Source organism: Ruminococcus flavefaciens ATCC 19208 (genome assembly GCF_000518765.1).
Classification (GTDB): domain Bacteria; phylum Bacillota; class Clostridia; order Oscillospirales; family Ruminococcaceae; genus Ruminococcus; species Ruminococcus flavefaciens.
Genome location: NZ_KI912489.1, coordinates 410960 through 425338 on the forward strand (window position 1 = coordinate 410960; position 14379 = coordinate 425338).

13 protein-coding genes are annotated in these 14379 nt (G+C 46.5%); 10 read left to right on the forward strand and 3 right to left on the reverse strand.

Translation table 11 applies throughout. The annotated features are described in order from the left end of the window. Window positions 1-24: 24 nt before the first annotated feature. The 3 genes from L870_RS0108660 to spoIID form a co-directional block, all read right to left on the reverse strand. Window positions 25-1089 carry a mannose-1-phosphate guanylyltransferase gene (locus L870_RS0108660; RefSeq protein ID WP_028517814.1) on the reverse strand — a complete coding sequence of 355 codons (1065 nt, stop codon included), beginning with the start codon at window positions 1087-1089 and terminating at the stop codon, window positions 25-27. Next, entirely contained in the window at window positions 1086-2471 is a 1386-nt protein-coding gene (locus L870_RS17150) for a sugar transferase (RefSeq protein WP_037271678.1), read from the reverse strand. The genes L870_RS0108660 and L870_RS17150 overlap by 4 nt, the downstream gene beginning before the upstream one ends. A 176-nt stretch (window positions 2472-2647) precedes the next feature. Continuing rightward, window positions 2648-3670 (reverse strand): stage II sporulation protein D, encoded by a 1023-nt coding sequence (gene spoIID / locus L870_RS17155; protein WP_051411477.1) that lies wholly within the window; start codon window positions 3668-3670, stop codon window positions 2648-2650. A gap of 131 nt (window positions 3671-3801) precedes the next feature. Between spoIID and L870_RS0108675 the strand changes: the two genes are divergently transcribed. Genes L870_RS0108675 through pgsA form a run of 10 tightly spaced genes read left to right on the forward strand, consistent with a single transcriptional unit; the run spans window position 3802 to window position 14372 of the window. After that, window positions 3802-5160: a citrate synthase gene (locus tag L870_RS0108675; protein ID WP_051411478.1), complete on the forward strand. Its 1359-nt coding sequence runs from the start codon at window positions 3802-3804 to the stop codon at window positions 5158-5160. A gap of 8 nt (window positions 5161-5168) precedes the next feature. After that, window positions 5169-6503 carry a hypothetical protein gene (locus tag L870_RS0108680; protein WP_028517816.1) on the forward strand — a complete coding sequence of 445 codons (1335 nt, stop codon included), beginning with the start codon at window positions 5169-5171 and terminating at the stop codon, window positions 6501-6503. A gap of 33 nt (window positions 6504-6536) precedes the next feature. Beyond that, complete coding sequence (locus tag L870_RS0108685; protein WP_028517817.1) at window positions 6537-7238, forward strand: response regulator transcription factor; 702 nt, start codon at window positions 6537-6539, stop codon at window positions 7236-7238. Continuing rightward, window positions 7238-8641, forward strand: coding sequence for a sensor histidine kinase (locus L870_RS0108690; protein ID WP_028517818.1), 1404 nt, complete (start codon window positions 7238-7240; stop codon window positions 8639-8641). The genes L870_RS0108685 and L870_RS0108690 overlap by 1 nt, the downstream gene beginning before the upstream one ends. A 35-nt stretch (window positions 8642-8676) precedes the next feature. Then, a complete protein-coding gene (locus L870_RS0108695; protein ID WP_028517819.1) occupies window positions 8677-9753 on the forward strand; it encodes a DUF1385 domain-containing protein in 1077 nt (358 codons plus the stop codon). Then, window positions 9747-10622 carry a peptide chain release factor N(5)-glutamine methyltransferase gene (gene prmC / locus L870_RS17160; protein WP_028517820.1) on the forward strand — a complete coding sequence of 292 codons (876 nt, stop codon included), beginning with the start codon at window positions 9747-9749 and terminating at the stop codon, window positions 10620-10622. Before L870_RS0108695 ends, prmC begins: the two co-directional genes overlap by 7 nt. A 19-nt stretch (window positions 10623-10641) precedes the next feature. After that, window positions 10642-11817, forward strand: a complete 1176-nt coding sequence (gene recA / locus L870_RS0108705; protein ID WP_051411479.1) for a recombinase RecA — start codon at window positions 10642-10644, stop codon at window positions 11815-11817. Then, window positions 11817-12458: a regulatory protein RecX gene (locus tag L870_RS0108710; protein WP_028517822.1), complete on the forward strand. Its 642-nt coding sequence runs from the start codon at window positions 11817-11819 to the stop codon at window positions 12456-12458. The genes recA and L870_RS0108710 overlap by 1 nt, the downstream gene beginning before the upstream one ends. Before the next feature lies 1 nt (window position 12459). Continuing rightward, complete coding sequence (gene rimO, locus L870_RS0108715) at window positions 12460-13791, forward strand: 30S ribosomal protein S12 methylthiotransferase RimO (protein ID WP_028517823.1); 1332 nt, start codon at window positions 12460-12462, stop codon at window positions 13789-13791. After that, window positions 13788-14372, forward strand: a complete 585-nt coding sequence (gene pgsA, locus L870_RS0108720) for a CDP-diacylglycerol--glycerol-3-phosphate 3-phosphatidyltransferase (RefSeq protein ID WP_028517824.1) — start codon at window positions 13788-13790, stop codon at window positions 14370-14372. The genes rimO and pgsA overlap by 4 nt, the downstream gene beginning before the upstream one ends. Window positions 14373-14379 lie beyond the last annotated feature (7 nt).

The window sequence follows — 14379 nt, forward strand, 5'->3', positions numbered from 1 at the left end:
AAAAAGCGTTATAGGCATTATGAATCAGACCAACTCTGTTCTTTCCTGCTCTTTAAGCTGAGCGATGACCTTTTTTACGTCCTGTGTATTGTTCTTTGAGCATACGAGGAGCACATCGTCTGTATCAACGATGATAAGGTCTCTTGTGCCTACAGCGGCAACAAGGCGCTTTCCGCCGCATATAGTTGTACGCTTTGAATCTATGGTGATAACATCGCCGTCGATGTAGTTGTTGTCGTCATCTGTCTCGTTGATACGTTCAACAGCCAGCCAGCTTCCCACATCGTCCCAGCCGAAGCTGCCCGGGATAGTGTAGATGTGCTTTGCTTTTTCCATGATGCCGAAGTCTACTGACTCGCTTCTGAAAGCAGTGAATTCCTTTACGAGAGTCTCGTTGAACTGCGGAGTTCCGTAAGCCTGTCCTATGCGGACTGCGCCCTCGTAGATGTCAGGCATGAGAGACTGCATATTAAGCATTATGGAAGAGAGCTTCCATACGAACATACCGCTGTTCCACAGATATTTGCCCGATGCAAGGTACTCCTTTGCTTTGGCAAGGTCGGGCTTTTCAACGAAACGCTCAACAGCGTACACATCGCCTTTTTCCTCACCAAAATTGATATAGCCGTAGCCTGTCTCGGGATATTCGGGAGTTATGCCGATAGTAACGAGGCGCTTGCCTTTTTCAGCGGCTTTGATAGCCTTTTTAAGCGTATTTATATAAATATCTTCGTAGCCGATAAGGTGGTCTGAGGGGAGTACCAGCATTACAGCATCTTCGTATTTTCTGTTTATTACAGCTGCTGCAAAAGCAATGCATGGAGCAGTATTTCTTGCACATGGCTCCGCAAGGATATTCTCTTTTGGAATGTTGGGGAGCTGTTCGTTCACAAGGTCGATATAAGCTGCATTGGTAACGATATAGATATCCTCAGCCTCAACTATCGGTGCCAGACGTTTTACAGTTTTCTGTATCATGGTCTCGCCGTCCCTTGTAAGCGAGAGGAACTGCTTTGGACAAGCATTGCGGCTCTTTGGCCAGAAGCGTTCGCCTCGTCCGCCTGCCATGATAACTGCGGTGGTTTTCATTTTGTGTCCTCCTTTTGGTTGGTGCCCTTCGGCATAAGAAGATTTTCAGTAGTTTCTGCGTTATTCTTAGGCGGGAAGAACATTGTCTTTATAGTCATAAGTATTATCTGAAGGTCAAGACGTATCGAGTAATTTTCTATATACATCAGATCCATTTTCAGCTTGTCGTATGGAGTAGTATCGTATGCACCTGTTACCTGTGCATAGCCGGTAAGGCCTGCTTTGACCTTGAGCCTGAAGCCGAATTCGGGCATTTCCTTTTTGTATTCCTCTGTGAGCTCGGGGCGTTCGGGACGCGGACCTACGACCGACATATCACCTTTGAGGATATTTAAAAGCTGTGGAAACTCGTCCACGCGGAATTTTCTCAGTATCTTTCCCACGGGGGTTATACGGTCGTCCTCTTCCGAAGCAAGGCGGGGCTTGCCGTCTTTTTCTGCGTCAACTATCATGCTGCGGAATTTATACACATAGAATTCCCTGCCGTTCAGGGTAAGGCGCTTCTGCTTGTAGAATACAGGACCTCTGTCATAGAGCTTTACAGCGATCGCCGATATGAGCATGAAAGGAGCGGCAGGAACAAGGGCGATAAGTGAGAATACTATGTCAAATATACGCTTTACCAGTTGCTGCTCGAAGTCGAGTCCGTAATTGCGGCAGAGCAGAAGGGGAGTATCGAACAGACGGATATCGTCTGCTCCTCTTATTATAATATCTGAGATTTTAGGTGCTATATACGCACGTTTTGAGTGCTCGAAGCAGAATTTGAGGTAGTCGTTTCGCTGCTCCGCAGGGATATCGCAGACGATAGCGCCCTCATACTTCATAATGAGTTCTTTTACCTTTTCTTCGGGTTCGTTGATACTTATAGACTCGCATATCATGTACTTGTCCACGCGCTGGCTCATTTTCAGCACCAGAGAAGCAGCCTGATGGCTGCCGTAGATGATGACCAGCTTTCGGGGCGGGTACATCATAAAGTATATCTTTCCTGCAAGAAGCGTCCATATGGCTATGGCGCCGAGATCGATGCAGGTCATATACATCACTGGCGTAACGTGCATGAATCGTCGTCCTATAAGGCTTATTACGAAATATGACACAACGTTTACGCAGATCATGGATATCATCTGGGCGTAAAACATATCGGTCTTTTTGAGGTAGCCCAGCTTGAAGCCGCCGTAGGCTCTGAAAAACAGCCATACAAGCAGGCAGTATATAGCTATGAGTACCCAGTTTCCTCGCCTGTAGTAAGGCAGGACGATCTGCTCACTGTAGTTTTTGTACCATACAAAAGCAAAAATGCCTGTAAGTATGCCGAGCAGTAACATAGCAGATATGAAAGTAACGAATCTTTTATATAGATCTCTGTTTTTGTTCATAATCCTTAATCCGCCGTTCGCGGACACAAGTCTCCTTTTGGTTTGTTATATATATCTTATGTTATGCTGTATCAAACAACACAAAATCATTATAGCAAATCGCCGGAGCTATGTCAATACGAATTGACGGAAATGGCAAAAAACGACCGCTTTTTATTGCTATTTGCACAAAAAGCTCAGCTTTCGGCAATAGTGCAGTCAGGATAATAATGAGCGATTATATCACGCCATCTTTTGCCCTCCTCAGCCATAGCATTGGCACCGTACTGGCTCATGCCCACGCCGTGTCCGTAGCCCTTGGTGGTGATAACTGCGGTATCTCCGTCTATACGCACATCAAAGCTTGCTGAGCGCAGACCGAGAGCGAGCCTTATATCGTTTCCCGTTGCGGACTTTCCTCCCACATCGGCTGATAATACAGTTCCTGCGTCGGATATGGTGTTTATCCTTATCCACTCAGACATATCATCGCCGAGTGATATGCCGTCAAAGGCTGTTTCGAGGGCGTTTTTCAGCTCGTCCCGTGAGAATTTCTTTTCCTCGCGGAATTTCGGCGCAGTAAGGTCTGAGCGGCTGTCAACTTCCACAAGATAGTCAACGGGGGTTCCCCACACGTTTTCCGCACTTTCCGTATAGCCTGCGGACATTGAGTGGAAAGCGGCTATTATAGGCGCGTCATCGTATGTGATTATGTATGGCAGGACTTCATCGACTGCGGCGGATATTTTGCCGTAGCTCTCATCAAACCTTTCGCCGAACCGTTCACGGGCTTGTTCTTTTGTGAAGAAACCCTGATATAACGCGGTATCATTGGAAAAATCAGCACCGCCCAGCTCGGGAGCAGGAGAGGCTTTGGCTCTGAGTCGCTGTCTTTCGGCATATGTGTGAGCGGCTACAGCCTGCGCCTTGAGGGCTTCTTCGTGAAATGACGCAGGCATTTCAGCACAGACAGCTCCGATAACATAGTCGCGGACGGAGACATCAAGTACCTGTCCGCTCTCAATATCAAGGACTTTGTAAGGCTCCTGCGAGCATATGACCTTCTGTGCATTTTTATTTTCGGTAAGAGCAAATTCCTTCAGCTGAAACTGAGAGGTATCATTTTCTTTTCTGTCTCTGCTGTAGAAATAGGCGGGGAATGCAGGGATAAGGGCAGCGGCTGCTGTTAGGATCAGTGCTGCGGCAAGATATTTTTTCATATATTTCTCCTTTCGTCATGGTGTACAAGAACGTTTGTTTTTAACAATGTTTTGTATACGAAATAACATTTGACATTAGGCTGAATATGGTGTATAATTAATAATGAATATGTTTTAGGAGTGTGATCATAATGCCTTCATTCATTTCAGGGGCTAATATTACAGATTTATGCGGCAAACTTGCTGATAATACCGCCATAGATCCAAAACTTTATGAAAAATACCACGTTAAGAGAGGACTCCGCAACAGTGACGGCACAGGTGTAATGGCAGGAATTACCAATATCTGCAACGTTCACGGTTATGTTATGAATGAGGGAGAAAGAGAGCCTATCCCCGGACAGCTCATCTACAGAGGTTATAATATCAACGATCTTGTTGCCAATGTCGAAGAGGACGACCGCTTCGGATATGAGGAGACGGCTTTTCTTCTGCTTTTCGGTCATCTTCCGAATGTAAAGGAGCTGAAGACTTTCAGCTCATATATTTCAGTAAAAAGAGATCTCCCCAACGGCTTCGTTGAGGATATGATACTCAAAGCACCGTCAAAGAATATCATGAACAAGCTGGCACGTTCCGTACTGGCTCTGTATTCCTACGACGATGAGTGCGAGAACAAGGGACTTGAAAACGAGATGCGCACGGCTGTGAGCCTTATCGCAAAGCTGCCTGTTATCATGGCTAACGCCTATCAGGTAAAGCGCAGGGTATTCGACAATCAGAGCATGATAATGCACCCTATAAACTATGAGGAAAACACGGCACAGTGTATTCTTTCGCTTCTCCGTCCCGACAGACAGTACACAAAGGACGAGGCACAGATGCTTGACCGCCTTCTCATGTTACAGGCTGAGCACGGCGGCGGAAACAACTCTACATTTACCTGCCGCGTACTTACTTCCTCGGGTACTGATCCTTATTCTGCTTATTCCTCGGCTATATGCTCACTGAAGGGACCACGTCACGGCGGTGCTAACCTTCAGGTAATAAATATGCTTGACAATTTCAAGGCAAATATCAAGAACTGGGAGGACGAAGGCGAAGTCGCTGATTATATGCGCAAGACTATCCGCAAGGAGACCAACGACCATTCAGGTCTTATCTACGGTATGGGTCATGCTGTATATACTATCTCCGACCCGCGTGCAGTTATCCTCAAGAAGAAGGCTTTCGAGCTTGCAAAGGGCAGGGAGATAGAGGCTGAATTCAGGCTTCTTGAGACTATCGAACGTCTTACTCCCGAGATATTCCTCGAAATGAAGGGCAATACAAAGACAATGTGCGCTAATGTTGATATGTATTCGGGACTTGTTTACAGAATGCTCGGTATTCCCGAGGAGCTTTTCACTCCGCTTTTTGCTATCGCTCGTATGGCAGGCTGGGCTGCTCACCGCATGGAGGAGATACTTACAGGCGGAAGGATCATACGTCCTGCTTACAAGGCTATTGCAAAGGAAAAGGAATACATAAAGCTCGAAGAGCGCGAATGATCTGAATTATGAAAAAAATTTCATTGCTGACGGCTGCTGTACTTTCAGTGTCGGGGCTCAGCGGCTGTACCTTCGGTGCGAGCATAGATACGCTGATGGCTCCGCCTAAGCTCAGTGTGGAGCAGGAGCAGATATATTCTGCGCTGACAAACTCCGAGGGAACGGCTATAAGCCTTAAATACCCCAAATCCGGAAAATACCTCTCTGCCTTCATCATTGAGGATATCGACGGTGACGGCGGAAACGAGGCTATCGTTTTCTATGAGAGAACAAATCATGCAGCCGATGAAAATCCGCTGCGTATAAATATACTCGATAAGGACGAAAACGGCTGGCATTCGGGACAGGCAATGGCAGCAGAGGGCAGCGAGATAGAAAAGGTCATTATATCGAAGCTCGGTACTAATGACCGTCTGAATATAATCATCGGAACGAGCCTTATAAACCGTTCCGAAAAGAACGTGTCTATATACAACTACGCCGACGGCGTATTGCAGGACACTACATTCTCGAATTCCTATTCGTTTTTCGATGTTACCGATCTGGATATGGACGGTCACAACGAGTTTCTCAGGCTTACGGGCGCGTCAGGCGGCGAGCCTGCTGTCGCCGAGGCTTACGAGCTTAACGAAGAAGGCAAATACTATATGAAATCTCAGCCCCTCAGCGGTAATTTTACTGAATTCGACAATATCAGCTACGGCAAGGTCGGAAGCAAGGGAAAGGGTCTGTATATAGACGCTCTTTCGGGCACAGGCACTGTTCAGACTGATATAATATATATGGAAAGGGACGGAGATGACTTCTCCCTGAAAAAAGTATTCGATACGCCTGAAGAATCGGCAAAGACCATCAGGACAGCTGGCTGTTCCTCATTTGATGTGGACGGCGACGGCAAGCCCGATATGCCATTTCAGTTTATAGCACCATGTTATGAGGGCAAGGCAGAGGGCGAACAGCTCAAGCTTACCGAATGGAAAACAATAAACAGCGATAATAAGCTTGAACACTGCTATACCTCGTATTACAGCCTGAATGACGGATATATCTTCATATTCCCCGAAAAGTGGGAGAATAAAGTTACTATAAAGCGCGATATAGTCAAAGATGAGATAGTTTTCTGCACCTACAGCGATGAAGGTATCGGCAGGGAGCTTCTCCGTATTTTCTGTGCGGAGGATCCTCCGTCACGTGAGGATCGTATCACAGACGGATATATGCTGATGCATTCCAAGGGCGAATCTTCCTATCTTGCGTGTATCGGTTCTGATCCCGATACTGAAAATGACGGTCTGAACATAACGCCTGCTGATGCGGCTATAGGATTCAGATTCAGGGATTGATACACAGAAACTCATTCATAAGGAGTGAAACAGATGAAACGTATACTTATATGCGAGGACGAGGATACTATCCGCGAATTCGTTGTCATAAACCTCAAACGTGCAGGTTATGACGTTGTTGATGTAAACTGCGGAGAAGCAGCACTCAAGACCTTTGAGGCTGAACACGGGAATTTCGATATCGTTCTCCTTGATATAATGATGCCGGGCATAGACGGCTTTACCGTATGCAAAAAGATACGTGAAAAAAGCTCGACTATCGGTATCATAATGCTTACTGCAAGAACTCAGGAAATGGACAAGGTCAGCGGACTTATGATAGGCGCTGACGATTATATCACAAAGCCGTTTTCACCTTCTGAGCTTACTGCCCGTGTTGACGCTATATACAGGCGTGTGTGCATGAGCTTTATCAAGAATGAAAAGCAGTCTGTCATAGAGAGCGGACCTTTCGTGCTCAATCTCAAAAGCCGTACAGTCACAAAGGACGGTGTTCAGATAGAGCTTACACAGGTAGAGTATCAGATACTGGAATTCTTTATGAACAACAAGAACACAGCTCTTGACCGTGCAAGCATACTCAACCACATATGGGGCGAGAGCTATTACGGCGACGACAAGATAGTCGATGTTAATATCAGGCGTATACGCATGAAAATAGAGGAAGAACCGTCGAGCCCGAAATACATAATAACCATATGGGGCTACGGATACAAATGGAATGACATTCAGTAATGGCTAAAAAGAGTATCACAAAGCGATGGATGTTCAATAATCTGGGTGTTGTTGTCCTCGCACTTCTTGTCATAGACATGGCTATAGTCTATGCGATACAGAATTATTTCTACAGCTCTGCAAAGCAGTATCTTGTCTCAAAGCTGAATGCAGTTACAAGTATCCTGAGTATGCATTCTCAGGACAGCTCTGCGAATTTCTCATCGGAAATGAGAAATATGCTCGAGACCTTCAACGAAAAAGACAAGATAGAGCTCATGGCTGTAAACTCAAAAGGAAGAGTAGTCCTTACCTCATCGGGGTTTTCGCCCGATGCTGATGATGTGATGCCTGACTATGTAAAGGCTATGGAATCGGGTGAGGGCTCGCACATATACAAGCTTGGCGGCGGTGAAAAGGTTCTTGCGGTATCAATGCCCATATCTTCAATGAGCAGTGAATACAGTGCAGTAAGAATGGTCACATCGCTTACCGATATAGACAATACAATAAAGACATATACAGCTGCGGTAATGATAGTATGCCTGATAATTATTCTTATAATAGTTATTACAGGTCTGTATTTCGCAGGCTCTATCGTAAGACCTATCAGACAGATAAGCGGCATCGCCCGAAAATACGCGATGGGTGATTTCACGACCCGAATCGACAATGACAGCGATGACGAGATAGGCGACCTCTGTACTGCCATAAACAATATGGCGGACGAGCTTTCAACTGCCGAGGCTATGAAGAATGAGTTCATTTCCTCCGTATCCCATGAGCTGAGAACTCCCCTTACTGCTATAAAGGGCTGGGCTGAAACGCTTATGATAGACGGGGGCGGCAGTCCCGACACCATGAAAAAGGGTGTCAAAGTAATAGTGAATGAGGCAGAGCGTTTGTCGCAGATGGTCGAGGAGCTCCTTGACTTCTCACGTATGCAGAACGGACACTTCACACTTCAGAATGCAAATATGGATATCCTCGCCGAGCTTGGCGACGCTGTGCTCATATACAGCGACAAGGCAAGGCGTGAAGATAAAAAGATAATTTATGACGAGCCTGAGATGCTTCCTTTCGTATTCGGCGACAAGAACCGTATCAGACAGGTATTCATAAATGTTATCGACAATGCTGTCAAATATTCCTCAGCAGGCGATACTGTTACAATAAAAGCCTATGAATCTGGCGACAGTGTTATTGTTGCGGTTTCGGATACAGGTCTCGGCATAAAACAGTCAGACCTTGCAAAGGTAAAGACGAAATTCTACAAGGCAAATCATACACGCCGCGGCTCAGGTATCGGTCTTGCCGTTGCAGACGAGATAATCAGTATGCACGGCGGAAAGCTTGATATCGACAGTGAGGGCGAGGGAAAGGGTACTACAGTTACCATATCCCTTCCTGCGGTCAGGTCGTAAGGCATAAGCATTACTATTTTCGATAAGGTGAAATAATGGGAAACAATAATACTTCAAATACAAATGAAAAATTCAAATCAAAAATAGGCGGTCAGGCGCTTGTTGAGGGCATAATGATGCTCGGACCAACTACAGGTGCTATGGCTTGCAGACTCCCCGACGGAACTATAGACCTTGAAACATGGGATGAAAACAACGGAAAGAACGCTCCGTGGTACAGAAAAGTTCCCCTTGTAAGGGGCTGTACCAATTTCGTCATATCTCTCACCAAGGGATATAAATATATGATGAAGTCTGCCGAAAAGCAGATGGTCGATGAGGACGAGGAAGACGACAAGAATAAGGACAAGAAAAAAGCAAAAGCCGAAAAGACTGAGAATGCTGCGGCTGAAACTGCTACTGATATCGCTGCTGTTGAGGATACTGCCGACAAGACTGCGGAGGCTCCCGAAAACAGCGATACAGAGAAAAAGGAAGAGAAAGAAAAGGACACAGTCACCGATATCTTCATGTATCTGGGCATACTTCTCGGTGTTGCAATGGCAATAGGACTTTTTGTGTTCCTGCCTAAGTGGCTTGTGGGACTTATCCCGTCTATAAAGGAGCACCGCATTATCCGTTCACTTCTTGAGGGCATTGTAAAGATAGTGCTCTTTGTGCTGTATATGTACCTTGTGAGCCTTATGAAGGACATCAAAAGGCAGTATATGTACCACGGCGCAGAGCATAAGACAATTGCCTGCCATGAGGCTGAGCTGCCCCTTACTGTGGAGAATGTCCGCAAGCAGACACGTTTCCATAAGCGCTGCGGTACAAGCTTTATATTCATTGTGCTTATCGTAAGCATACTCGTTATGTGCCTTGTACCATTTACGGTAACATGGCAGCGTATCGTTGCATCACTGGTGCTTCTTCCCCTTGTTGTGGGAATTTCATATGAGTGCATACGTCTGGCAGGAAATAACGATAATATCTTTACAAGGATATTATCCGCTCCCGGACTTGCTATGCAGCGCATAACAACCCGTGAGCCCGACGACAGCATGATAGAGATTGCTATTGCAGCTATGAAGCCTTGTATACCTGAGGACAAGGAGGAGGACAAGTGGTAAGCCGAAGCGAGCTTTTCGCAGAGTGCCGCCGCCTTATCGCACAGCGCGATGAGGATACGGCTGACTTTGATACCACCTGTATCTTTCAGGACCTGCTCGGTGACAAAAATCCCATGTTTCTGCCGAAAGAGCCTGTATCTGACGCGAAAGCCGCCGAGATACGTTCCCTTGCGAAAAGGCGCTCGGAGGGCTATCCCTTGCAGTATCTTCTGGGACAGTGGGAGTTCTGGGGCTGCAATTTCAAGGTAGGCGAGGGCGTACTTATACCGCGCCCCGATACAGAAACTCTTGTGGAGCAGGTGCTCGACATCTGCCGCAGGGAGAAACTGAAAGCACCTAAGATAGCAGACCTTTGCAGCGGAAGCGGCTGTATCGCAGTAGCTCTTAAAAAAGAGCTTCCCGAAGCCGATGTTTACGCTGTTGAGCTTTCAGACGCTGCACTTGGCTATTTAAAGCAGAATACTGCCGCAAACGGCTGCGGCGATATACATATTATAAAGGGCGATGCGCTGAAAAGAGAGACAGCAATGTCTCTTACGGGACTTGATATACTCGTCAGCAATCCCCCCTATCTTACATCGCAGGACATGAGTGAGCTTCAGACGGAGGTAAGATATGAACCTGAATCCGCGCTTTTCGGCGGAGAGGACGGGCTCGGATTTTACAGAGCCATGACGGAGCTGTGGAAAACGTCCGTTAAAGACGGCGGCTTCATTGCCTATGAATTCGGCATGGGTCAGCACGACGACGTAAAAGCCATACTTGAAAGTAACTGCTTCACAGATGTGGAGCTTAGAAAAGACGGCGGCGGTATAATAAGAACAGCAGCCGCACGTAATATTATTGAAAATAAATCAGCATTAATGTAACAGATCGGAGGAAATACCAATGGCAAAGAAAGAGCTTGCTAAAAAGCCAACTGTTGTAAAGGTCACTACAAAAGAGGATAAAAAGACTGCTCTTGACGGAGCTCTCAAGCAGATAGAAAAGAAATACGGCGCAGGCGCAGTTATGCGTCTCGGTCAGACCAAGACACTTGATGTAGCTGCTATACCTACAGGCTCTATGACTCTGGATATGGCACTGGGCATAGGCGGAGTCCCCCGCGGACGTATCGTTGAGATATACGGACCCGAAAGCTCGGGTAAGACTACAGTTGCACTTTCCATAGTTGCTCAGGCTCAGAAGGCAGGCGGTGAGGCTGCTTTCATCGACGTTGAACACGCTCTCGATCCTGTATACGCTAAATCTCTCGGAGTAAACATCGACGATCTCCTCGTATCACAGCCTGACAGCGGTGAGCAGGCACTTGAAATTGCCGAGGCTCTTATCCGTTCGGGTGCTATCGACGTTATCGTACTTGACTCTATCGCTGCTATGACCACCCGTGCCGAAATAGACGGCGAAATGGGCGACCTCCATGTGGGACAGCTTGCAAGACTTATGTCACAGGCTATGAGAAAGCTTACAGCAGCTATCTCAAAGTCAAACTGTGTTGCTATATTCATAAACCAGATCCGTGAAAAGATCGGTGTTATGTACGGAAATCCCGAAACTACCCCCGGCGGACGCGCTCTGAAGTTCTATTCATCGGTGCGTATCGAGGTAAGAAAGGGCGAGATACTCAAATCAGGCACAGACGTTATCGGTGCGACAACAAAGTGCAAGATAGTAAAGAACAAGGTAGCACCGCCTTTCAAGGAGTGTCAGTTCGACCTCATGTACGGTACGGGCATATCCCGTACAGGCGAGGTGCTCGACCTTGCCGTTGATCTTGATATCATCAAGAAGGGCGGCTCATGGTTCAGCTATAAGGATCAGAAGCTTGGACAGGGACGAGATAACGTCAAGGAGCTGCTCCAGAATGATGAGAACCTTATGAAGGAGATCGAGGAGCAGATACTTGCTCACAAGGACGAGCTTGATAATGCTCCGAAGAAGAGCAGCAAGGCAAGTGCAGAGGCTGAAGCTCCCAAGGCTGAGAGCAGTGCAGCTGCTGATAATGAAGATGTTCTCGCAAACTTTGACGAGGATTTTGAGGAGTTCACTCCTGCTGAGGAATAATGAAGATAACCTCGGTCACGCGATATAAAGGCTCGACCTACGAAGCGGAGCTTGATGACGGACGAAAGCTGTATCTCCATGCTGATATCATAACCGATTACGGTATACACGCAGGTATGGAGACAGAACGTGACGAACTCAGGAAGATAATATACGCTTCCAATTTTCGCAGAGCCTATCAGCGGGCGCTATACCTGCTGGATTACAGAGACTACACTTATTCGGAAATGTTTAAAAAGCTCATGGAGAACTATAAAAGCGAGCCGCTGTGTACGGCGGTAATGAAAAGGCTTACAGAGCATGGCTTTATAGATGATGTGAGATATGCCGAGCGTATGGCGAGAAAGCTTGTGGAAGTCAAGAAATACGGCTACAGGCGTTCAAAGCGCGAGATAATGCAGAAAGGCATAGATCAGTACACAGCCGAGGATGCTCTCACACCTTATTCGGAAGCCTTTTACGAGAATATACTGGAGCTTCTGCGGACAAAGCATTCCCGATATCTCACAGATCGTGAGGATAGAAAAACAATAGAAAAGGTCAAAAGTGCTCTTGTGCGGTACGGCTATGATTTTACCGAGATAAACCGTGCTGTGAAGGAATACTTCGAGAACACCGACAGACCTGAGGAGGATAACTGATATGGCGATCAAGGTTGGTATGGTATCCCTTGGCTGTTCAAAAAATCTTGTAGATTCAGAGCGTATGCTCTATAAACTGAAAAGTCACGGATATCAGCTGGTAACAGAGCCGGGACTTGCCGATGTTGCGGTAGTCAATACCTGCGGATTTATCAAGTCTGCAAAGGAAGAGGCTATAGATACCATTCTTGAACTTGGAAAACTCAAAGAAGAGGGAACGCTTAAAAAGATAATCATAACAGGCTGTCTCGTTGAGAGATACAAGGAGGAGGCTGCCGAGCAGTTCCCCGAGGCAGACGCTGTTATAGGCATAGGCGATACCAAGGATATCGTCGATATCTTAGATCAGGTGCTTGCAGGCGAACGCTGCGTACACTTTGCACCTAAGCTCGATGCAGAGCTAAGCGGTGAAAGGATAATATCCACACTGCCGTTTTTCACATATCTTAAAGTAGCCGAGGGCTGCTCAAACTGCTGTACCTACTGTGCTATACCCCTTATAAGAGGCAAATTCCGCAGCGTACCTATGGAAGATGTGCTCAAAGAAGCGCGTTTCCTTGCTGAGAACGGAGTTACCGAGCTGGTAGTCATAGCGCAGGATACTGCACTTTACGGAAATGACCTTTACGGTGAGCCCAAGCTTGCGGAGCTTCTTACCGAGTTATGCAAAATAGATGGTCTGCGTTGGATACGCACTCTTTACTGCTATCCCGAGCGCATCACAGACGAGCTTCTCGATGTTATTGCCCGTGAAGATAAGATAGTAAAGTATCTTGAGATACCCATACAGCACTGCAACGGAGATATACTTTCCCGTATGAACCGCTGGGGCGATACGGAGAAGCTTGAAGCACTCTTTGCTCATATAAGAGAAAAAGTTCCGAATATCATACTCAGGACTACGCTTATCACAGGCTTCCCCGGAGAGACAAAGGAGCAGTTTGAAGAGCTTGCGGAGTTTGTTAAGAGAGTCCGCTTTGACAGGCTTGGCTGTTTTGCTTATTCCCGTGAAGAGGGAACAAAGGCTTATGACTTCCCCAATCAGATCGACGAGGAGACTGCCGCTCACCGTGCAGATATAATCATGGAGCAGCAGATGCTCATAAGCTGCGAAAACAATGAAAAGCTTATGGACGCGGAGTTTACTGCGGTAGTTGAGGGCTTTGACAAGTTCGGTGAATGCTGGTTCGGCAGAACTGCACTTGACGCTCCCGATATAGACGGAAAGGTGTTCTTCACATCGGAAACACCACTTGAGATCGGAGATTATGTAAAGATAAGGATCACCGATACACTTGATTACGATTTGATAGGAGAGGTGATAGAACAATGAACATTCCAAACAGGCTGACTCTTCTCAGAGTCATACTGATACCGTTTTTCCTGCTGTTTATGTATTTAGACGTTCCCATGCACTATGGCATAGCTCTGCTGATATTCACAGCAGCTTCCATAACGGACGCTCTTGACGGAAAAATTGCAAGAAAGCACAATCTGGTAACAAATTTCGGAAAATTCCTTGATCCTTTGGCTGACAAGGTGCTGGTAATAGCAGCTCTCACTGTATTTGTAGAGCTTCCGGAGGTCAAAATGGGCGCTATACCGCTGATAATCATTACAGCGAGGGAGTTTATGGTCTCGGGATTAAGACTGCTTGCAGCAAACAGTGGAATAGTAGTTGCCGCAGGTATATGGGGAAAGCTGAAAACAGCTTTTACTATGGTGGCGATAATAGCTATAATTTTCTGGCTTTGTCTTTGCTTTGATTTCAGTATCGACTTCCCTGAGGCATTCAGAAAAGCGATAGACAATGTTGTAGTTCCTGTGCTTGTCTGGATCTCAACTGTTCTCACTGTTATATCAGGTGCAGTATACCTTAAAGGTTATTGGCATCTTATTGATTCCGACAAATAAAAACACC

Coding starts and splice junctions, on each gene's coding strand:
- L870_RS0108660 (WP_028517814.1), bottom strand. CDS start 1,089: ATGAAAACCACCGCAGTTATCATGGCAGGCGGACGAGGCGAACGCTTC.
- L870_RS0108675 (WP_051411478.1), top strand. CDS start 3,802: ATGCCTTCATTCATTTCAGGGGCTAATATTACAGATTTATGCGGCAAA.
- rimO (WP_028517823.1), top strand. CDS start 12,460: ATGGCGATCAAGGTTGGTATGGTATCCCTTGGCTGTTCAAAAAATCTT.
- pgsA (WP_028517824.1), top strand. CDS start 13,788: ATGAACATTCCAAACAGGCTGACTCTTCTCAGAGTCATACTGATACCG.
- L870_RS0108680 (WP_028517816.1), top strand. CDS start 5,169: ATGAAAAAAATTTCATTGCTGACGGCTGCTGTACTTTCAGTGTCGGGG.
- recA (WP_051411479.1), top strand. CDS start 10,642: ATGGCAAAGAAAGAGCTTGCTAAAAAGCCAACTGTTGTAAAGGTCACT.
- L870_RS0108690 (WP_028517818.1), top strand. CDS start 7,238: ATGGCTAAAAAGAGTATCACAAAGCGATGGATGTTCAATAATCTGGGT.
- L870_RS0108695 (WP_028517819.1), top strand. CDS start 8,677: ATGGGAAACAATAATACTTCAAATACAAATGAAAAATTCAAATCAAAA.
- L870_RS17150 (WP_037271678.1), bottom strand. CDS start 2,471: ATGAACAAAAACAGAGATCTATATAAAAGATTCGTTACTTTCATATCT.
- spoIID (WP_051411477.1), bottom strand. CDS start 3,670: ATGAAAAAATATCTTGCCGCAGCACTGATCCTAACAGCAGCCGCTGCC.
- L870_RS0108685 (WP_028517817.1), top strand. CDS start 6,537: ATGAAACGTATACTTATATGCGAGGACGAGGATACTATCCGCGAATTC.
- L870_RS0108710 (WP_028517822.1), top strand. CDS start 11,817: ATGAAGATAACCTCGGTCACGCGATATAAAGGCTCGACCTACGAAGCG.